Raw genomic sequence first — 20,686 nt, forward strand, 5'->3', positions numbered from 1 at the left:
GCTACGAACCAAATGAAAAACTATCTATAAAACACTCGGCTTAGATATAGGCCTTGCGCTGCGGCGGGTATCCTGGTGAGTGGCTTTTTGTGATTTAGGGCTAAATTTAGCAGCTCGTCGCCGTCTTTTAATTTTAGAGCTTTTAGCAGGCTTGCGACCATTAGTCTTACCTGCGCTCTTAAAAAGCCGTTTGCCTTAAAGACGATGACGGTTTTGTTTTTGTATTCGTAGCAGTATGCTTTGTAAATTTCGCGAATAGGGCTTTTCGTGCCGCTTCCTGTTTTCATAAACGCGCTAAAATCATGCTTCCCGATAAAAATTTTAAGTATATGATTTGCACGAGCGGTATCAAATTTAGGCGCTAAAAGGCAGTAATCCGCGCGAAAAACATCGTATCTACCGTGATCTATGATGTAGCGATATAGTCTCGCCTTTGCATCGTATCTGGCCTGAAAATTTTCATTTACGCGCTTTATGCTTTTTATATGTATGAAAGGATGCGCGTGGCGGTTTATGAGGTTTTTAAGACGATCAAGGTCTTTAAAATGCTCCCCGCACTCCACCGCAGCACTCTGAGCCGTCGCATGCACGCCCTTATCGGTGCGCGAGCTTAAAACCAGTTTGCCAAAGATGCCCACATGAGCCAGCGTACGGGCTAGGGCGTCTTGGACGCCGTTTTCATGCGGCTGGGTCTGAGAGCCCTGAAATTTTGAGCCGTCGTAGCTAAAGATGAGCTGAATTTTCATCAATACCTTCGCATGATCTTAAATTTATAAAACCAAACTCCGGCGGCAAAAAACGCCGCGAATACTCCCGGTATAGCTATGATCGGACGCGGGCTTAGCAGCATTATGAGCGTAAAATATCCAAACAATATCCCAAACGTGCCAAGATATACCGCACCCTTTTCGTATCGGTATGTCACGATACCAAAGCTTATGGCAAAGAGCGTCGTCGCTAGCGGGAAAAGTGCGACCAAAACGTAAGTGCTAAGATCTTTTTTGCGCTTGGTGCTGGTCTTTGCCTCGAGCCAGTACTCTTTTATGCTGTCTACATCGTTTATTTTCTCGTTTTGTGCGGTGCGGATAGTCATGGATTTAAAGTTGCTTTGATGATAGACCTTGTCTCTCATATCGTAAATTTTGCCGTTGTTTAGGGATAGCTCTATGTTTGATTTCGTATTTATCATCTTGGCGTTTTGTGCGACTATGAGGCGTTGCGAGTCTTTGATAAAGGGGTTGAACATCACGATATTTTTATAGATCGTGCCGTTCTCGTCGCTTCCTTCACTGCCTACATAGACCATCCAGTCTGAAAATTTTTGCCCAAATTGTGTCGGCTTTAAATTTAGCTTCGCGACGGTCTTTTTGTAGTCGATGAAATTTGAGTTGAGCTCCGAGGCTATCGGTATCATGACGATCGCAACTATCAGCAAAAGTGCGCTTAAGGCGGCAGAAAACGCCAGGAAAAATTTAGCGATGGAATTTGGCGAGCTTCCTAAGGTGAAAATGACGATGCTTTCGTTTTCTTTGGATAGGCGAAAGAGCGTCATCGCAAGCGCTACGAAAAATGCGATAGGAACGACAAAGAGCAAGACACGCGGCAGCATGAACATATAAAGCTTCAAAAGCTCGCCAAACGTTATCTCGATATATGACGTCACGCGGGCGATCTGGATGAAAAAGACTATCGACATTATCAAAAAAAGCGTGCTAAAGAGCGACGCGAACGTGCCTAGAAAGTTGTATAAAAGATATTTGTTGACCCTACTCATAAAGCATCTCTATAAAATTTAAAATTTCTGTATCAAAGACATAGGTTACGACTAGTCCTGCGCTCAAAAACGGCACGAACGCCAGCTCGTAGCCGCTCTTTCGCACCAGCGCATACACCGGCAGTGTCAAGATCGCAGCAAGATAGACCGCAAAAAGGGCGAGCTTTAGCGGCAGCACCGCACCTATGATAGCGGCTATAAAGATGTCTGCGCTACCCATCGCCTCCTTTTTCATAGCCGCACTTACGATAAGCCTAAGCAGCCAAAATCCAAACGCAAAGCCAAAGGCGTTTATAAACGCCGAAAAATCGCCAAACCATAAAATTTCACGCGCTGCGTAAATAAGCGCGAAGCCAAGTGCGGCAAAGAGCAAAACGTCCGGCACGGCTTTAAATTTTATATCTATGAGGCTAAGAGCTAGCAGCATGATAAAGCAAAGTCCCAGCAAAACGGCACTTGCAAGCGTTTGGACATTTAGCATATCGCCGCACTCTTTGTAAAAGCAAAGCAGCATCAAAGCGCCGGAAGCCGCCTCGACTAGCGGGTAGCTCGGACTGATCTTGGCTTTACAAAAGGCGCATCTACCGCGTAAAAATAGCCACGACAGAAGCGGGATGTTGTGATAAAATTTCAATGTCTTGCCGCATTTAGTGCAGTGAGATGGTGGGAAATTCACGCTCTGCGCGCGTGGCAGGCGATATATCAAAACGTTTGAAAACGAGCCTATGCAAACGCCAAAAATCAGGAAAAACAGCCCCCAAATCACGTATAAACCATCGTAAATATCCATCAAACCCCACCAAACCTTCTATTTTTTTGCCTGTAGTCTTTGACTATCGCTCCAAGCTCTTTTTTGCTAAATTCCGGCCAGAGCGTCTTTGTAAATGCAAGCTCGGCATAGCTAGCCTGCCAAAGCATGAAATTTGACAGCCTCTGCTCGCCGCCAGTCCTGATGAGTAGATCGATATCCTCGCTCTCGTCCAGTTTGGCGCTTATGCTGGCCTCGTTTATTAGCTCGCCGTTTTTTGCCAGTGCCCTAAACGCTCGCACCAGCTCGTCGCGCGCGCCATAATTTATGGCTAAATTCAGCTTTAGCTTTTTATTGTCCTTTGTCAGCTCTTTAAGCAGCGAAATTTCAGCCTTTAGCTCCCGACCAAACGGCTCTATATCGCCAATGGTCGTAAATTTTATGCCGTTGTTTAAAAAATTTTCTCGCTTTGAAACGAGGAATTTTTTAAGCAGATCCATTAAAAATTCGACCTCTTTTTGCGGTCGTTTCCAGTTTTCGGTGCTAAATGCGTAAAGGCTGAGAATTGTAACGCCCTCATCGATACAAAATTCACACATCGCTTCAACGACGCTAGCCCCGACCTCGTGCCCTTTCGTGCGTAAAAAGCCGCGCCTTTTCGCCCAGCGCCCGTTGCCGTCCATGATGATACCAAGATGTTTTAACTCGTTCAAATTATCCCTTAAAATCGACTATCTTATCGTCTTTGCTCCAAAATGGCAAGACATTTTGCACGCCGATATCACATGCAAATTCCTTTTTTAAAAGCGCCGCAACGTTTTTAAATGGCGTCATAACGTGTGAAATTTCACCTTTTTCGAGCCCAAAAACGATCGGCGCGAAATTTGAAAATACGAGATAAATCCAGCTTTTGCTCCTATCTTTTTTTAGCTGAAGGAGGCCAAGGACGCCGTTATAGACAAAGGGGATGTGGATGATGCTTTCTTGCAGGGCCGTTATCATTTTGGTGTAAATTTTAAATTCCTCTTTGTTTTGCGTGGTGCTTAAGACCTCAAAAATATGCTCGTAAAGCCAGCTTAAATTTGGCTGCGAGATCAGATTTTCAATGAGCCAAAGCCCGTTTTCAAACGCGTGAAATTCCAAAATTTTAGGCTTTTCAAACATATTTCTTATGAGGATATTTTCGCTGGCGCTCTCTATCTCGCCCCAGTATTGGCTGCCGACATTTAGCGGCTTTAGGCTTTTTGTATTCAGGCTTTTGTCTGCAAATTTCAAAATATATCTATTAAAGCCTATCTTTTCGTTGACCTTTAGGCTTATTGGCAGCGACGTATTTAAGGGTATGGGCGAGCTGTTTTGAGCTGCGGCTATCCTTTGAACGCGTGAAATTTTTTCTATCATAATCTGCTTGCAAGATCTAGGATTTGTTTGGCGATCTCGCTTTTTTGCGCCATTTTTAGCTGTGTTTCGCCGTTTTTGGTGATAAATGTCACCTCGTTTACTTCGCTGCCAAAGGCATTTTGATCGGTGAGCACGTTTAAGCAAACGGCGTCAAGGCCTTTGTTTGAAAGCATTTTCTGCGCGCTTTGCTTGGCGTTTGCAGGGTCAAATTCCATCTTAAAGCCGATCTTTTTGCAGCTAAATTTTGCGAGCTCGTTTAGGATATCTAAATTTTGCACCAGCTTTAGGCTCCACTGCTTGCCAAGCTCCTCTTTTTTGAGCTTGCCGCTAAATTTCTCCTCGCTTACGTAATCGCTCACCGCAGCGCACATCACGAGCAAGTTGGCATTTTTACACTCGTCTTGGCAAATTTTCAAAAGCTCGCCGCTTGAGCGAAATTTCACGACCTTATACGGCAAATCTCGCGTCTCAAAGCTCGCTGCTAGCGTCACATTCGCACCTGCGAAATAAAACGCGTCTGCAAGCGCTCTTGCCATTTTGCCGCTTGAAAGGTTCGTTATCGCGCGCACATCGTCTATCTTTTCTGTCGTCGCACCGCCCGTGACTAGGACGTTTTTGTCTTTGAAATTTTGCTCGCTAAGCTTGCGGATAGCTTCGTAGATGATAGTTTCAGGTTCGCTAAGTCCGCCTTTGCCCTCATCGCCGCAGGCTAAAATTTTATTTACGGGCCCTACTATGCTAGCTCCGTTTCGTTTTAAAATTTCGAGGCTGTTTTGGGTGGCGAAGTGGCTTATCATTTTGTCGTTTGCCGCCGGTGCGATGACGAGAGGCACGGCCGAAGCGGCTATGAGCGTTTGCATGAATACATTATCGCAAATACCGCTTGCTAGCTTGTTTATGGTATTTACGGAGGCCGGTGCTATCAGCACGAGATCCATTTTTGCATAGGCGATGTGATTTACACCAGCTTGCCAGTCCTCGCTGACACTGCTTAAGACGCGGTGCGCACTAAGGGCTTCAAAGCCTGCGATAGAGCAAAATTTGAGCGCTCCGTCGCTTAATGCGACATACACGTCAGCGCCTTGTTTTTTTAATAGCGACAAAATTTCATAAGCCTTGTAAAATGCGATGCTGCCGCAGACTGCGAGTAAAATTTTTTTATTTTTCAGCATCGTTTTTGCCAAAAAATTTATAGAAAAATCCGGCTTTGTTTTCTTGTTTGCCTCTGCTTATGGCGAGCGCTCCGCTTGGAACGTCGTTTGTTATCGTGCTTCCTGCGGCGATGATGACGTCATCGGCGATATTCACGGGTGCTACTAGCTGCGTGTCCGAGCCGATGAAGACATTTTTGCCGATTGTTGTTTTATATTTTGCCTTGCCGTCGTAGTTGCATGTTATCGTACCACATCCTACGTTCGTGCCGCTAGCTATCTCGCAGTCGCCAAGATAGCTTAGATGTCCGGCCTTTACGCCGTCAAGCACTCCTTTTTTGACTTCGACGAAATTTCCTATATGCGTGTTTTTTATCTCGCTTTTTGGGCGGATGTGTGCGAGTGGCCCGATATCAGAGCCTTCTATCACGCTGTCTTCTACGACGCTGCAGCTTTTTATTATGCTTTCTTTGATATGGCAAGCGCCCAGGATGCTGACATTTTCTTCAAGCACGCATTCGCCTTCAAATTTAGCTCTACTGTCGATGAAAATGCTTTCTGGAAGGCGCATCAAAACGCCCGCTTTCATCAAGTCCTGCTTTATCTCGTCTTGCATGATCTTTTCGGCTACGCTAAGCTGGAATTTATCATTTATACCCATAAAATTTTGCTCACTGACATTTACGGCTACGCATTTAAAGCCGCGTTCGTTGGCGATTTTTATCGTATCGGTGAGGTAAAATTCTTTCTGGGCGTTTTCGTTTTTTATGAGAGGTAAAATCTCTTCTAAAATTTCACGTTTGAAGCAGTAGCAGCCCGCATTTACACTCTTTATGGCTAGCTCGGCTTCGCTGGCGTCTTTTTGCTCGACGATCGCCTCCACCTTGCCGCCTTTTATGATGACGCGTCCGTATCCAAAGGGGTTTGTAGCCTCAAAGCAGCTCATCGCTATATCAGCGTCCGCGTTTGCCAGCCTCATTAGATCAGTAGATCTTACAAGGGGCATGTCTCCGCATGTGACGATGACCTTTTTGCCGCTTAGCGTAGCGCTTTTTAGTGCGCCCGCCGTTCCCGGGAAATTTTCTAGATCTTGAGTGTAAATTTTAGTCTGAGGGAAAATTTCTTTTATCTTTTGGCTGATCAGCTCTTTTTCATAGTGGAGCACGACGCCTACGTCGTTTGTGATAGCATAAGCTTGTTTTAGGATATGTATGATCATAGGCTCGCCACAAAGCTCAAAGAGCACTTTCGGGCGTTTTGACTTCATTCTGGTACCTAGACCTGCGGCTAGGATTATTATGCTTGTATCGTTCATTTTCAAGCCTTTTTCTGGTAAAAATTTCTAAGATTGTATCAAAAAAACGCAAATAATTTTTTAAATTTAACGATGGTTTCAACAAAAACTTAATAGAATAGGCACTTATAATAAAGGAAAAAGTGAGGTGCGATGGATCTAGGAACCGTTGTCGGCTGGGTTTTGACGTTGGTTTTGTTATTTGGATCGATGGCGATCGGCGTTGGCATCGGGCCTTATATCGATGTTCCTTCGGTAATGATCGTTTTTGGTGGTACGATCGGTGTCATGATGGTCGGCTTTAAGATGGAGACGCTAAAGAGCGTGTTCAAATTTTACGGCATCGCGGTCAAGCCTACTCAGATAAATTTAGCCGCAACTATAAAAAAGATCGTGGATTATTCTACCAAAGCCCGTAAAGACGGAATATTGGCACTTGAAAACGATGTGAATAACGAAGTCAATCAATTTTTAAAAAAAGGTCTGTCTATGGCAGTAGACGGCAACGAGCCAGACGCCATACGTGCGCTTTTAGAGATAGACATGGATCAATCAAGCGCCAGACATACGAACAATATCAAAATTTTCGAGCAAGTCGGCGGCTTCGCCGGTGCGATGGGTATGATAGGCACACTGATAGGCCTTGTCGCGATGCTTTTAAACATGTCTGATCCAAGCGCAATAGGTCCGTCGATGGCGGTCGCCTTGCTAACGACGCTTTATGGTGCGATGATAGGCAACATCATAGGTGCTCCGGTCGGAAATATCCTATCCATACGCGATGCGGACGAGGCGCTTGAAAAACAAGTCGTTTTAGAGGGCATAATGTCTATACAAGCAGGCGATAATCCGCGAACTCTCGAGGCTAAACTGCTTGCTTTCTTGCCGCCAAAAGATAGAAAAAGTCAGTTCGAGTAAAATTTAAGATGCCAAAGCTTATAAACCCAAATGATTGTCCAAAGTGCATGCCCGAGTGGCTCGCGACATTTGGGGACTTGATGTCGCTTTTGCTTTGCTTTTTCGTTTTGCTGCTCTCTATGGCTACGATGGATGCCAAAAAGGTCGAAGCTGCGGTAGGCTCACTAGCAGGCGCTCTTAGCGTGCTTGAGGGTGGCGCTAGACCGGACAATCAAGACGATCAAGAGAGTGAGCTCGAAAAACAGATAAAAAAAACAAAAGGGCAGTCCACCAGCTCTCAAGGCGAATTTAGCGAGCTCTCCGCCACGATAAAGAAAATAAACGAGCTTTTAAGTGCTGGCGGAGCTCCTGAAGTCAGCATGGAGGAGAGCGAAGACGGCTTTATCATACGATTGCCATCGGACTTGTTCTTTGAGCCCGGAAAAGCGCAGATAGAAAATGACGATGCAAGGCTATTTTTAAAAAGGATCGCGATGGTCATCGCTAAGTTAAGCCCTGATGTAAATATCAATATCATCGGCCATACAGACGATCAAAAGCCTGATATGAATTCCATCTTTAAAGATAACTGGCAGCTTTCGACCGCGCGAGCGATAAGCGTAGTCGAGGAGATGATGATAGACGGCGTGGACGCTAGAAAGCTCATAGCCTCGGGCAGGGCGTCTTACGATCCTTTTGCTAGCAATCAAACCCCTGAGGGCAGGGCGAAAAACAACCGCGTGGAGATACACTTCGTATCGCTTGATAGAAAAAACAAAGAGGCTACTAAAAAAAGTATCCTTGACGTAGGAAAATGACGATGAGAGCGCTGTTTATCCTAGCCGCTTTGTTTTGTATAAGCTTTGGAGCGCCGGCAGATCCTGTCGTGCCTACCATAAATTTAAGCCTGAGTGCCCCAAGCAGCCCGCAACAGCTCGTAAATTCTCTCAATGTCCTTATCTTTTTAACGATCCTTACCCTCGCTCCGTCGCTCGTTTTTATGATGACGAGCTTTTTGCGCCTCATCATCGTATTTTCGTTTTTGCGTCAGGCCATGGGAACACAGCAAGTGCCGCCATCTACCGTGCTCATCTCACTTGCGATGGTGCTAACGTTTTTCATAATGGAGCCTATCGGCAGACAAAGCTACGACGAGGGCGTGAAGCCCTATTTGGCCGAGCAGATAGGATACGAGGAGATGTTCGAGCGTAGCGTGAAGCCGTTTAAAAATTTTATGGTCAAAAATACGCGAGAAAAGGATCTGGCGCTATTTTTTAGGATAAGAGATCTGCAAAACCCCTCAAACATGGACGATATCCCGCTTAGCATAGCGATGTCCGCATTTATGATAAGCGAGCTCAAGACGGCCTTTGAGATAGCATTTTTGTTATATTTACCTTTTTTGGTTATAGATATGGTAGTAAGTTCGGTCCTTATGGCGATGGGTATGATGATGCTGCCGCCCGTGATGATCTCGCTGCCGTTTAAGCTGCTTATATTCGTCCTCGTAGACGGATGGAATTTACTCGTAGGAAATCTAGTAAAAAGCTTTCACTAATGTTTAAAATTTTACTTTTTTTGCTTCCGATCGTTTTATCGGCAGCAAATTTAAAATTTATTATCGAGAATTCCCAAAATTCCGAGCCTGCGAGGATAAAAGCCTATGAGGCGAGTAGGGCGAAACTTGAGCGCGAAAGCGTAGCGAACTCCTATCTGCCAAGCCTTAGCTTGGAGGGCGGCATGCACCGCACTTACGGCGATCGCTCGATGCTGACGCCAAAAAGCTCCTCTAGCATCCTGGCAAAGGTCGAATTTTTACTATACGACGGCGGAGCGCGCGAGGCTAGAGATGAGATCCTAAGCCATTTGCAAAACAAAGCCGTCTTGGAGGACGAGGAATTTAGAAATTATCTGGCGTATCAAAGCGCGAATCTTTACTTCAACGCCGTCGCGCTAGAAAAGATCATCGCCGCTAAGCACGCTCAAAGCCAGTATCTAAATTCAGCTCTAAAGCGCCTTGGTAAGATGCAAAGTGCGGGGCTGGCGGCCACTGACGAGCTGGAGAGCATAAGAGCTAAATATCATCTATCTTTGAGCGAGGCGCTGGAATTTAAGCAAAAGCAAAATGAAATTCTAAGCTCCATCGAACTAATCAGCGCCCAAGCCATCATCCCGCAAAGCGGAGACTCTCTGCAAATGCCAAATTTTAGCAAGACCTCTGAAAATCTAAATCTAAAAGCGCTGAACGAGCAGCTTCTAGCCAGTGAGCGCAGAGTCCAGGAGGTCGGCTCAAAGCAGCTGCCTCAGATATTCATCTACGACACCTACGGCTTTTACAGGAACGATTATGATTTTGCGCTGGGCGAGTTTGAGAGATATAGGCCTTACGTGAATGAATTTTTTGAGAAAAATTCGCAGAGCAATCAGCTTGGCGTGGGCTTTAAATGGAAAATTTTCGATTTCAAAGCGACCAGCAAAGAAAAACAAAGTGCGCGTATAGCCTCCTTGCAAGCGAGGCTAAATTTAGACTACAAACGCCGAGAAAACGAGCTCAAGCTTAAAAATTTAAAAAACGATATCGAGGTTTTGACGAGTAAAATTTCAGCCCTCGAGCAATACGTGAAAGCAGCCGATGCGAGCCTTGAGGCAAGCGTCAAAAAATATGAATCGGGTCTACTTGGCTATACGGAATTTTTGGCGGCTTTGGCTGCGAAATTTGACGCGGCGAGTGCGCTTGAGATGAGCGTGGACGAGCTTGAGATAAAAAAGGCCGAGTATTTTTACGAGAGCGGCGTAGACATCGCGCAAAAGGTGGTGCAATGAGAAAAATTTTGATGCTTTTAGCCTCGCTTTGCTTTTGCTTTGGCGAGGAGAAAATTTATGCGACGTTTGAGGTTTTGGCTAAAAATAGCTCCAAGCTTGCGTTTGAGAGCTCAGGCATAGTCTCAAGCGTAAATGTCGATGTGAGCGATACTCTAGAAAAGGGCGATGTCCTTGCGAGGCTTGAAAACAGCAGCGAGCTAATAGCGCTTCAAAAGGCTAAAAATGACCTAGCTTTGGCCGTCACGGCTAAAAATTTCGCCCTAAATACCCTGAAAAAATTCGAGAAAGTAAAAGATGTGACCTCAAAACAAAATTTTGACGAGGCGAAATTTAGCTACGACAAGGCGGCACTAGACGAGCAAAGCGCAAAGATCGCCATAAAAAACATAGAAAATATCCTCGATAAAAAGCAGCTTAAAGCGCCGTTTGATGCGGTAGTGGTGCAAAAAAACATTGAGGTAGGCGAGGGCGTGGGCGCTGTGATGCAAAGCGCTTTTACCATAAATTCCAGCGATTCAAAGCTACTTATCGCGATCGATGAGAAATTTGCAAACGCCGTAAAAGTAGGCGATAGATTTATCTTTAAGCTTGACGGCGAGGCAAACGAGCAAAGCGCTGAAATTTCGCTAGTTTATCCGATCATCGAGCCTAAAAATCGTAAATTTTATGCCGAGGCTTACGTAAAAGGTATCAAGCCGGGCCTCTTTGGCGAAGGATACGTGGTAGCAAAATAATGTATAAATTCGCGATCAACCGCCCGATAACGACACTGATGTTTTTTGTCTCGCTCCTGTTTTTCGGGGTATTTTCACTGCGAACGATGAGCGTGAATCTCTATCCGGAGGTCGATATCCCGATAATCATGGTCACGACCTATGCAGACGGCGATATGAGCTTTATAAAAAGCAAAGTCACTCAAAAGATCGAGGACGAGATCGCCAGCGTCGAAGGCATAAAGAAAATTTACTCAAACAGCTTTGACGGCCTAAGTCTGGTGACGATAGAATTCGATCTAAAAAAGAACATCGAAGCCGCTGCGAACGATGTGCGCGACCGCATGGCAAAGGCGCGTATAAACGGCAGCTACAAGATAGAAAAGCTAAGTGGCGGCGGTAGCGCGATATTTAGCCTTTTTATCAGTGCAAAAGACGGCAATGCCACAAAGCTGATGAAAAAGATAGACGATGAGGCAAAGCCCTTTTTGCAGCGCATACCAGGCGTTGGCAGGGTAAAAGAGGTCGGCTTTTTGCAGCCTCAAATAAGAATTTTCCTAGACCCGTTTTTGCTCGATAAATTTTCACTCACGGCGCGTGACATTGCAAATATCATAAACGTGCAAAATTTGCGTATGCCTCTTGGCAAGATAGAAAATAACGCGACGCAGATCTCCATAAAATCGAATTTCGATGCCAGAAAGATAAGCGAGCTTGAAAATTTGCGCCTTGCAAACGGAATTTTCCTAAAGGACGTGGCAAGGGTGGAATTTTCTCACGAGGACGAGGACTCTATCGCGCTGATGAAAGATATAAAAGGCGTGATGCTGCAGCTTGAGAAAGTAAGCGGCGCAAACGCTCTAAAAACGATACAAAACGCAAAAGCCAGGCTTGATGAATTCAGGCGGCTTTTAGGCGACGGGTATAGCGTCACGGTAGCTTTTGACAAGAGCCTTACGATGATGAAAAACATACGCCAGGTGGGCTTTGACATGGTGCTTGGCGTGATGCTTACGATGGTCATCGTTTTTGTATTTTTGAGGAATTTCTCGTCCACTCTCATCTCCGTCATCGCGATACCAACCAGCATCATCGGCACGTTTTTTATAATGGATGTGCTAGGATACGACATAAATCGCCTGACTTTGATAGCTCTCACGCTTGGCATCGGTATCTTCGTCGATGACGCGATAGTAGTCATCGAAAATATAACCAAAAAGATGCAAGATATAGCCGATCCTTTGAAGGCCAGCTTTGAAGGCATAAAAGAGATCGCATTCAGCGTGCTTGGCATCTCTAGCGTGCTACTTTGCGTGTTTATCCCGATCGCATTTATGAGCGGTATCATCGGAAAATACTTCAACTCCTTTGCGATGAGCGTCTCGGCCGGCATCGTGGTATCGTTTTTAGTCAGCGTAATGCTGATCCCCTCTATCGCCGCACGTTTCATAAGCGCGAATGAGAGCGCCTTTTGGCACAAAACGGAGCCGTTTTTTGAATTTATAGAAAATTCTTATGAGCGCCTTTTGGGTGTCATATTAAAATTTAAGATCACCTTTATCGTGCTCTCTTTGCTGGCCTTGTTCGCCTCTATGTCGCTTGCCAGATTTATCGGAGGCGACTTCATGCCGACTGAGGATAACAGCGAATTCGACATATTTTTCAAAGCCGATCCATCTATCACACCAGAGGCCATGAGAGCAAAGCTTGAGGACATAATGTCAAAAATAAACGCCGACGAGCGCGTGGAGTATGCTTATTTACTCATAGGCTACACCGACGCCAGGCAGGCATATTTGGCGCGAGGATACGTGAGGCTAAAGGAGCTTGGCGAAAGGAAAGATCGTCAAAGCGCGATAATGGAGCAGTATAGAAACGAATTTAAGCGCGAGGGGCTTAGCCTCACGGTGGCGGACCTTCCTGTCGTGGAGGGCGGAGATACGCAGCCCGTGCAGCTCATCATCACCGGCAGTGATAATAAAATTTTAGACGAGCTCACGCCAAAGGTGCGCGCGATGCTGGAAAACATCGGCGGCGTGGTGGATGTCAGCTCTCCAAACGAGGACAAGCGCGAGCAGATCGAGATCTCGATCGATAAGGACAAAGCAAAACGCCTACAAATCACCGAACAAGACATCGCCTCTACGATCTACCGCTCTTTTAGCTCGAATTTAGTCTCGACATTTGACGACTCGCGCCAGCAGTATGACATCTATATGCGCTTTGACGATAAATTTAGAGGTGACATAAACTCTCTTAAGCGCCTCAAGATAAAAAACGCCCTGGGCGAGCAGATAGCGCTAAGCGATATCGCTAAATTTAACGAAGTGAAGTCGCAGCCTAGCCTAGATAGGTTCAACCGTGAAAATCAGCTGAAATTTCTAGCAAATATCTACAACATAGCGCTAAATAAGGTCTCAAACGACGTTTCGGCGCATATAGGCGAATTTTTGCCGCAAGGATACAAGTATAGGTTTCTTGGATTTATCGAGCTGATGAACGACACAAACGCCGCATTTATCTTTACGATAAGCCTTAGCGCGGTGCTTATTTATATGATCCTGGCCGCGCTTTACGAGAGCTTTATGCTGCCTTTCATCATCATGATTTCCATGCCTCTTGCCTTTGGCGGCGTCGTTTTGGGGCTGTTTTTGAGCGGGAATTCGTTCAGTCTTTTTGTGATGGTAGGAGCCATACTGCTTTTTGGAATGGTCGGCAAGAACGCGATTTTGGTGGTCGATTTTGCCAATAAATTTGCAAATGAGGGCATGAGTATCGACGAGGCCGTGATAAAGGCGGGCAAAAGGCGCCTAAGAGCGATCTTGATGACGACCTTTGCGATGATATTTGCGATGCTGCCGCTGGCACTTTCAAGGGGTGCTGGATACGAGGGCAACTCGCCGATGGCGATCTCTATCATCTCCGGGCTTGTAAGCTCGACTGTATTGACGCTGCTTATCGTGCCGGCACTCTTTGAAGTCGTTTATAAACTTGATAAAAAACTTAGAAAATTTTACGAAAGGGCGAAATTTGAAGATTAAAATTTTGATACTATTATGTCTTGCTTGCGCCGTTTATGGCGGGAATTTAGCCGAGATCATAGCCTTGGCTCAAAGTGCAAAGCAAGAGAGCTTGAGCAAATTTAACAAAAACACGTCGTTTGACGAGCAGCAAAACAAACGGCTAAATATCTCTTTTGACGGGCGATATACCTTTGTGCCCGGCATCGAGGGCGGCTACATGACAAAGGCGGGCAGCATTACGGCAAAGATCGAGTATCTGCTCTTTGACGGCGGTGCGAGCGAGGCTGCAAATAAAATTTTAGCCCACTCGAACACTATCGACATCTACAAAAACGAGGAGCTCGCAAATTTGACTGCTTTTCAGATAGGTAAAATTTACTTTAACGCCGTAGCGCTGGACTCGCTCATAGCGCTTGAGGACGGATATATCGGCACGCTAGCTTCCTTGCTTGAGGAGGCGCAGTTTTTTTACGAGTATAACGAGATCGGCAAGGATGAATTCGATGCGCTGAATTTCGTCCTGGCAAAGCATAAAAGCGAGCTTGAAGAGCTAAATTTAAAGCGCACCGAGCTAAAATCGCGTATAAATCTGCTCTCAAACGGCGATCTTGACTTCATTGCCGGCTCAAAGGTGCAAATGCCTGATTTTAGCAAAGAAATTTTAAGCGCAAAGCTCGCCGCCGCACGCCAAGATCAGATCATAAAAGAGCAACAAAGCCAGCAAGAAAAGAGCAAGCTCACACCAAAGGTCTATCTGAAAGACTCGCAAGGCTTTAGCAACGATAGCTTTAAAAAGGGCGATAAAAGCGGCTCGCAGATGCTAGGTAGCTACGCCGATGCGAACAGACCGATGCTTGAGTTTCAATGGAGCCTGCCGGACAGTCTGGCGGCCAGTCGTCAGAGCCAGATAAAGCGCATAGAAGAGCAAAAGGCCGCACTTGAGCTAAGCGACGAAGAGAGTATGCTGGCTGCGAGACTTGGCGGGCTTGAGAGCAAGATAAAGCGCCTGACATCGCAGGTGCAGATAGCCCAGCTAAAGCAAGACGCCTTGAAGCAAAATTTGCAAAATTTTACCCGCCGTTACCAAAGTGGAGCGATCAAATACGGAGAATTTTTATTTTTGCTTGATAAAAATTTCAGCGACAGGCTAAATTTCATACTAGACAGCGACGAGCTCGAGATCACGAAGCTTGAATATTTTTACGAGCGCGCAGAGGATGTCACTACGAGGATAAAAGGATGAAAAAGCTCGTTTTTGTGACGATACTTTGGGCGTTTAGCTTTAGTTTGATAGGCGAATTTTTAGCCGGGCGGCTGGATAGCTATTTTGCCGTTTTTGCGCGTGTGGCGCTTGCTTGCGCGGTATTTTTGCCATTTACGAAATTTAGGCGCGTGCCGCTACGCCTAGCACTTGGCGTGATGGCGATCGGTGCGGTGCAAATCGGCGTGATGTATCTTTTTTATTACAACTCGTTTTTGTATCTTAGCGTCGCTGAGGTCGCGCTATTTACGATATTTACGCCATTTTACGTGACGATAGTCTATGACGCGTTCGCACTTAGGTTTAGAGCGCTTTATCTGCTCAGCGTTGGCATCGCGGTCTTTGGCGCGCTCGTGATAAAATACGGCTCGATAAACGAGGGCGTTTTAAAGGGCTTTTTGCTCGTTCAAGGTGCGAATCTATGCTTTGGAGCGGGGCAAAGTGCATATAAAATTTTGCTTGAAAAATATAACGTGAGCCAAAAAAGCGTGTTTGGATATTTTCATTTCGGTGCGTTTTTCGTGACCCTAGCAGCGCTTTTGGCGTTTGGGAATTTTGAGCGGATGAACCCGAGTGCCACGCAGATTTTGGTCTTGCTTTGGCTTGGTATCGTGGCTAGCGGACTTGGGTATTATCTATGGAACAAAGGCGCTTGCGAAGTCGATAGCGGTGTGCTTGCCATCATGAACAACGCGCTCATCCCGGCCGCTATTATCGTAAATTTAGTGATCTGGCACAAAGACGCGGATCTTTTGAGGTTGCTTATTGGCGGAGCGATAATGTATGTTTCGCTGATGGTGCATAAAAAAATCGTGAAAATTTATGAGAATAGGGCGGTAGCGTAGGCCGGAATTTATGATTTTTGTTGAAATTTGCCGAGGCAGAGTAGTGAGTATAGTCTTTGGTGTTAAGGAGCGTATATTGTGGGTTTTGTTGGTATCTGGTTTCAAATTCCAAAGAAATGACCTTTAACATAAACGAAAATATATCGCGCATCATGAAAACATCGTTTCAAATTCCAAAGAAATGACCTTTAACCTCATGGAACGTAGCTGAAATATTATCCCCACCCTCGTTTCAAATTCCAAAGAAATGACCTTTAACCAAAGGATTTTTATCGATTATTTCATCTTGCAGCGCGTTTCAAATTCCAAAGAAATGACCTTTAACTCCACTCTCATTTTAAATGCAAGAGACTCTCATTTGTTTCAAATTCCAAAGAAATGACCTTTAACAAGCTTGCAAGCTTTCTTAAAAGCTTCATCGACTGCGTTTCAAATTCCAAAGAAATGACCTTTAACTACAACTATATTTTTACCATTTCTGACCGCTTCTTGTTTCAAATTCCAAAGAAATGACCTTTAACGCCAACCCGGTGAAAATTTCAATACTTTTACAGGGTTTCAAATTCCAAAGAAATGACCTTTAACCTAGCAATACGCCACTTTTGGGGCTTAGCCTAGTAGTTTCAAATTCCAAAGAAATGACCTTTAACCCGCCATAGCTCTTGGAGCTTTTTTGCAATGCGGTTTCAAATTCCAAAGAAATGACCTTTAACATACATTTGACATAGGAGAATACAATGTTTCACATACGGTTTCAAATTCCAAAGAAATGACCTTTAACTATGAGCATCCTTGTCATCCTCTGCCTTATTGCCTAGTTTCAAATTCCAAAGAAATGACCTTTAACGAAAGATTGAAGCCAAAAATTTTTATTCAAAATTATACCGTTTCAAATTCCAAAGAAATGACCTTTAATAGCGTATAAAGATAAAAATATAGGCCTATTAAAAGTCAAGGCCTATGTTTTTACTCCTTAAATCAGCTAATGTTTAAAATATTTGACGATTAGAAAAGAGCCAATACGTATTATCAAAAGCTTAAAAAACACTTCGATCGTCTGAAATTTAGGGGGCGTATCCCCCTAAATCATTGTTTATAAAAGCCGCTTGGTTTGCCGGTCAGATCTATCATGATATTTTTCATCTGAGTGTAGTGCTCTAGGATGATCTTATGCGTCTCGCGGCCGATACCTGAGTTTTTATACCCGCCAAACGGGCTGCCTGCAGGGATTTGGTTGTATGTATTTATCCAAACGCGCCCGGTCTCCATCGAGCGAGCTACGCGTAGGGCTTTCGTGATATCTTGAGTGAAGATCCCGCCACCTAGGCCGTATTCGCTGTCGTTTACCATCTTTAAAAGCTCTTCTTCGTTTTTAAATTTGATGACGACGCCGACAGGGCCAAATATCTCCTCTTGCGCCACGCGCATGTCATTAGTCACGTCAGTTAGCAAGGTAGGCTTTACGAAAGCACCTTTGTCGCACCCGTTTGCGGTATATGCCTCGCCGCCGACCGCGACTTTAGCGCCTTCTTTTTTACCGATCTCGACATAATTTAAAATTTGCTCGGCTTGCTTTTTATTGATCTGAGAGCCCATTTGAGTGTTAGGATCGAGCGGATCGCCGACTTTTATATTCTCAAATTTCTTGATCGCAGCCGCCATAAATTTATCGTAAAATGCCTCTTCTACGAAGATCCTGGAGCCCGCGCAGCAAACTTGCCCTTGGTTGAATAAAATTCCAAGCTGTATGCCATCAAGCGCCTTTTCTATGTCCGCATCGCCAAAGAAGATATTCGCGCTCTTTCCGCCAAGCTCGAGCGTGGCAGGGATGATGCGCTGTGCGGCGGCTATGGCTATGTCGCGGCCGATCTCCGTTGAGCCTGTGAATGCGAGCTTATCTATGCCGGGGTGATTTTTCAGCCATTCGCCGGCCTTGCTACCCTTGCCGGTCACGATATTTACGAGTCCTTTTGGCAAGATGTCTGCTATCAGGCGAAACAGCTCCAGCACGCTAAGGCTAGTCTCGCTTGAAGGCTTGAATACGCTCGCATCGCTGGCCGCGATGACCGGAGCTAGCTTCCAAGCCGCCATCAAAAACGGAAAATTCCAAGGCACGATCTGACCGACGACGCCGATAGGCTCGCGAAGCACGATAGAAAGCTGCTTCTCATCAAGCACGTTCGCGCTACCTTCCTCGCCTGCGATCACACCGGCAAAATACCTAAAATGCTCGGCTGCAAACGGGATATCGACGTTTAGCGTCTCGCGGATGGGTTTGCCGTTATCCATCGTCTCGACACGCGCCAGATGCTCTTTATTAGCCTCGATGACATCGGCTATCTTGTTTAAAAGACGGCTACGCTCGGCAACGGTCGAGTGCCTAAATTTATTAAATGCCGCACGTGCCGCTTTGACGGCGTCATTTACGTCCTCTTCGGTCGCATCGGCTATCTCTGCTAGGAATTTCCCGTTTGCGGGATCGTATGTTTTTAGAGTCGCACCGTTTTTAGCGTCGCGCCACTCGCCATTTATGAAAAGACCGTATTTGCTTAAAAGTTCTGCCATTTTTGTCTCCTTGTTTTGAAATGATATTCAAATTATAATACCATTAAAATTTAAGTAAAATTAAAGAGGACGGGCTTCGTTTTTTTGGATTTTAAATTTGCCACTCAAGCAAAAACGTCGTATCTTTGCCGGGCTCGCTTTGACATTTTATGGATATATCGTTGTTTTGACAGGATTGTTTGACTAGGCTTAAGCCTATGCCAAAGCCGCCCTGGTCGCTATTAAAGCGAGTGTAGCGCTCGTAAATTTTACTTTGCTGCTCTTTGCTGATGCCCTCGCCGCTGTTTGTGATGCTAAAGGCGTTCGGGGCTAAATTTATGGCTACGTTGCCGCCGAGGTTTGTGTATTTTGCGGCGTTGCTAAGAAGGTTGTCTAAAATTTTAGTCATCTCGTAGCGATTTGCGTTTATGCTAGAAGCACTTAGATACGTGGTTATTTTTAAATTTCGCTTTGCAAAAAACGGCGCGAAATAATCAAGCCTCTCTAAAAGCAGCTCGTGTAGGTCGATGAGCTCTTTTTTTGTGCTTTTGCCCGAGCTAAACGTGAGATGAACGAGGTCGTCATAGATGTTGCTAAGACTCTTTGCGGCCAGCTCAATGTTGTTCATGCGCTTTAGATTTCTAGGGCTTAGCGAGCTCTTATCAGCCGTTTCGATGCTCATCATGATGATGCTAAGCGGAGTGTTTATCTCGTGCGTGGAGTCTTTGATGAAGCGATTTAGTGTGTTTATCTTGATGTAAAGAGGCTTTAGAGCGAGCTTTGCCAGATAAAACGCCACAAAAAGTAGCGCTGCTAATGCAAGGATCAAATTTAACGACGTTTTTACCTGAAGGGCTAAAATTTCACCTTGTATATCTTTGCCAAAGAGTAAAATTTTAGCCTTTGAAAGCTCGTCCGTGGCGTTGCTTTCCATGTTTTGGATAGCCTCGAATATCGCTACTTTGCCGCCTTCGATAGATACATTTTTTGGCCTAGTTTCGCTGCAGTTTTCATCGGCGTAAATTTTCTCTCCGTTTTGGGTAAATATGCAAGCTCTCACGCCCTTTTCACGTGTGAGAGCGCCGATAGAGCTCACGCCGTTCATGCGCGCTTTCATATAGATACCCATCTTTATCTCTTTTAAATTTTTGACCTCATTTGATATGAGCGCTTCTTTTTTCATCTCGTAGTCGTTTATAAAAAAATATCCCAAAAATAGGGCGCTCGTGACTAGGTATAAGGATAGGATCTTAAATAAAATTTTGGCTTTTTCAGACATAGATGTAGCCGTCACCTCTTTTGTTTATGATGCTGTCTTTGCCTAAAATTTGGCGTAAATTTTTGATATAAACGCGAAGGCTTTGCTCGCTAGGCTCTTCATCAAAGCCCCAAACCCTTTCAAAGATGGTTTGCTTGCTTAAAAGCTTATTTTTGTTTTGCAAAAATAGCGTTAGCAGCTCGCTCTCTTTGCCCGAGATGCTCACATTTGCGTCGTCTTTAGTCAAATTTTTACTTTGCGGGTAAAATTTATAGCCGTTACCAAGCTCGATAAATTCGCTATTTGTATGAGAGAAATTTCGCTTGAGCAGGCTTTGGATACGTATCAAAAGCTCTTTTAGCTCGTATGGCTTTTTGAGATAGTCATCGCAGCCGCTAGCATAGCCCGTCTCGAGGTCGTTTAGCGTATTTAGCGAGGTGGTAAAGATGCTCGGCGTAGTGACACCGAGCTTTCTTAATGAGGAAAGGAGGGAGAAACCGTCCCCTTTGGGGATCTTGACATCAAGTATGAGCAGATCGAATGTTTGCTCGTAGGCTAGATCCGCCGCATCTTGGGCGTTCGTGCATGAGATGACCTCGTATCCGTTTTCGTTTAGATACTCGCTTATCATCTCAAGCAGCGTTTCATCGTCCTCTACGAGCAAAATTCTTACCATTACATACCTTTTTTCATATCGCCTTTCATGTCATCTTTCATATCTTTTTTCATCTCGTCCTTCATCATGCCGTCTTTTTTGCTCATGTCATCTTTCATCATTTGCTCTTTTTTCATGTCGTCTTTTTTGTCCATATTAGAGCTCATATTGTCTGCTGCTAGAGCACCGCCGACCATAAATAAAGCACCAAGTGCGACTAAAACTAACTTTTTCATCTTTGCTCCTTTGAAAGAAATTATGAAAGAAGTATAGCCGCCAAGTGTAAAATCAGTGTGAAA

19 protein-coding genes and 1 CRISPR repeat array are annotated in these 20,686 nt (G+C 45.0%); of the genes, 8 read left to right on the forward strand and 11 right to left on the reverse strand.

What is annotated here, in order from left to right; translation table 11 throughout:
* Positions 1-20 precede the first annotated feature (20 nt).
* Genes truA through glmU form a run of 7 tightly spaced genes read right to left on the reverse strand, consistent with a single transcriptional unit; the run spans position 21 to position 6,389 of the window.
* Entirely contained in the window at positions 21-746 is a 726-nt protein-coding gene (truA, locus tag CCVT_RS04235) for a tRNA pseudouridine(38-40) synthase TruA (RefSeq protein WP_018135861.1), read from the reverse strand.
* A complete protein-coding gene (locus CCVT_RS04240) occupies positions 746-1,774 on the reverse strand; it encodes an LptF/LptG family permease (protein ID WP_018135862.1) in 1,029 nt (342 codons plus the stop codon). Before CCVT_RS04240 ends, truA begins: the two co-directional genes overlap by 1 nt.
* Positions 1,767-2,564, reverse strand: a complete 798-nt coding sequence (locus CCVT_RS04245) for a prepilin peptidase (protein ID WP_018135863.1) — start codon at positions 2,562-2,564, stop codon at positions 1,767-1,769. Before CCVT_RS04245 ends, CCVT_RS04240 begins: the two co-directional genes overlap by 8 nt.
* Positions 2,564-3,235 carry a polyprenyl diphosphate synthase gene (gene uppS / locus CCVT_RS04250; RefSeq protein WP_018135864.1) on the reverse strand — a complete coding sequence of 224 codons (672 nt, stop codon included), beginning with the start codon at positions 3,233-3,235 and terminating at the stop codon, positions 2,564-2,566. The genes CCVT_RS04245 and uppS overlap by 1 nt, the downstream gene beginning before the upstream one ends.
* Before the next feature lies 1 nt (position 3,236).
* Positions 3,237-3,923, reverse strand: coding sequence for a hypothetical protein (locus CCVT_RS04255; RefSeq protein WP_018135865.1), 687 nt, complete (start codon positions 3,921-3,923; stop codon positions 3,237-3,239).
* Complete coding sequence (coaBC, locus tag CCVT_RS04260) at positions 3,920-5,095, reverse strand: bifunctional phosphopantothenoylcysteine decarboxylase/phosphopantothenate--cysteine ligase CoaBC (protein ID WP_018135866.1); 1,176 nt, start codon at positions 5,093-5,095, stop codon at positions 3,920-3,922. The genes CCVT_RS04255 and coaBC overlap by 4 nt, the downstream gene beginning before the upstream one ends.
* Positions 5,082-6,389, reverse strand: coding sequence for a bifunctional UDP-N-acetylglucosamine diphosphorylase/glucosamine-1-phosphate N-acetyltransferase GlmU (gene glmU, locus CCVT_RS04265; protein WP_018135867.1), 1,308 nt, complete (start codon positions 6,387-6,389; stop codon positions 5,082-5,084). The genes coaBC and glmU overlap by 14 nt, the downstream gene beginning before the upstream one ends.
* Positions 6,390-6,521: 132 nt before the next feature.
* Between glmU and CCVT_RS04270 the strand changes: the two genes are divergently transcribed.
* Genes CCVT_RS04270 through CCVT_RS04305 form a run of 8 tightly spaced genes read left to right on the forward strand, consistent with a single transcriptional unit; the run spans position 6,522 to position 15,930 of the window.
* Positions 6,522-7,286: a motility protein A gene (locus tag CCVT_RS04270; RefSeq protein WP_009649392.1), complete on the forward strand. Its 765-nt coding sequence runs from the start codon at positions 6,522-6,524 to the stop codon at positions 7,284-7,286.
* An 8-nt stretch (positions 7,287-7,294) separates the two neighbouring features.
* Positions 7,295-8,083 (forward strand): OmpA/MotB family protein, encoded by a 789-nt coding sequence (locus tag CCVT_RS04275; protein WP_018135868.1) that lies wholly within the window; start codon positions 7,295-7,297, stop codon positions 8,081-8,083.
* A 2-nt stretch (positions 8,084-8,085) separates the two neighbouring features.
* Positions 8,086-8,823, forward strand: a complete 738-nt coding sequence (gene fliP, locus CCVT_RS04280) for a flagellar type III secretion system pore protein FliP (RefSeq protein WP_026175379.1) — start codon at positions 8,086-8,088, stop codon at positions 8,821-8,823.
* Positions 8,823-10,088 (forward strand): TolC family protein, encoded by a 1,266-nt coding sequence (locus CCVT_RS04285; RefSeq protein ID WP_018135870.1) that lies wholly within the window; start codon positions 8,823-8,825, stop codon positions 10,086-10,088. Before fliP ends, CCVT_RS04285 begins: the two co-directional genes overlap by 1 nt.
* The gene (locus CCVT_RS04290; protein ID WP_018135871.1) at positions 10,085-10,822 is read left to right on the forward strand and encodes an efflux RND transporter periplasmic adaptor subunit; all 738 of its coding nucleotides are present in this window, start codon (positions 10,085-10,087) and stop codon (positions 10,820-10,822) included. The genes CCVT_RS04285 and CCVT_RS04290 overlap by 4 nt, the downstream gene beginning before the upstream one ends.
* Positions 10,822-13,842 carry an efflux RND transporter permease subunit gene (locus tag CCVT_RS04295; protein ID WP_018135872.1) on the forward strand — a complete coding sequence of 1,007 codons (3,021 nt, stop codon included), beginning with the start codon at positions 10,822-10,824 and terminating at the stop codon, positions 13,840-13,842. The genes CCVT_RS04290 and CCVT_RS04295 overlap by 1 nt, the downstream gene beginning before the upstream one ends.
* Positions 13,832-15,067 carry a TolC family protein gene (locus tag CCVT_RS04300; RefSeq protein ID WP_018135873.1) on the forward strand — a complete coding sequence of 412 codons (1,236 nt, stop codon included), beginning with the start codon at positions 13,832-13,834 and terminating at the stop codon, positions 15,065-15,067. Before CCVT_RS04295 ends, CCVT_RS04300 begins: the two co-directional genes overlap by 11 nt.
* On the forward strand, positions 15,064-15,930 hold the full coding sequence (locus CCVT_RS04305) for an EamA family transporter (RefSeq protein WP_018135874.1): 867 nt from the start codon (positions 15,064-15,066) through the stop codon (positions 15,928-15,930). The genes CCVT_RS04300 and CCVT_RS04305 overlap by 4 nt, the downstream gene beginning before the upstream one ends.
* 98 nt (positions 15,931-16,028) lie before the next feature.
* Positions 16,029-16,846: a CRISPR direct-repeat array (repeat unit 30 nt; unit sequence GTTTCAAATTCCAAAGAAATGACCTTTAAC).
* Between the two features lie 170 nt (positions 16,847-17,016).
* Here CCVT_RS04305 and CCVT_RS04310 read toward each other — a convergent pair.
* From CCVT_RS04310 to CCVT_RS04325, 4 genes are all read right to left on the reverse strand, one after another.
* Positions 17,017-18,495: an aldehyde dehydrogenase family protein gene (locus CCVT_RS04310; protein WP_018135875.1), complete on the reverse strand. Its 1,479-nt coding sequence runs from the start codon at positions 18,493-18,495 to the stop codon at positions 17,017-17,019.
* Positions 18,496-18,586: 91 nt separating this feature from the next.
* Positions 18,587-19,753, reverse strand: a complete 1,167-nt coding sequence (locus tag CCVT_RS04315; RefSeq protein WP_018135876.1) for a sensor histidine kinase — start codon at positions 19,751-19,753, stop codon at positions 18,587-18,589.
* A complete protein-coding gene (locus CCVT_RS04320; protein ID WP_018135877.1) occupies positions 19,746-20,408 on the reverse strand; it encodes a response regulator transcription factor in 663 nt (220 codons plus the stop codon). Before CCVT_RS04320 ends, CCVT_RS04315 begins: the two co-directional genes overlap by 8 nt.
* Complete coding sequence (locus CCVT_RS04325; RefSeq protein ID WP_018135878.1) at positions 20,408-20,623, reverse strand: hypothetical protein; 216 nt, start codon at positions 20,621-20,623, stop codon at positions 20,408-20,410. The genes CCVT_RS04320 and CCVT_RS04325 overlap by 1 nt, the downstream gene beginning before the upstream one ends.
* Positions 20,624-20,686 lie beyond the last annotated feature (63 nt).

Origin of the sequence: Campylobacter curvus (assembly GCF_013372125.1) — a bacterium.
Classification (GTDB): domain Bacteria; phylum Campylobacterota; class Campylobacteria; order Campylobacterales; family Campylobacteraceae; genus Campylobacter_A; species Campylobacter_A curvus.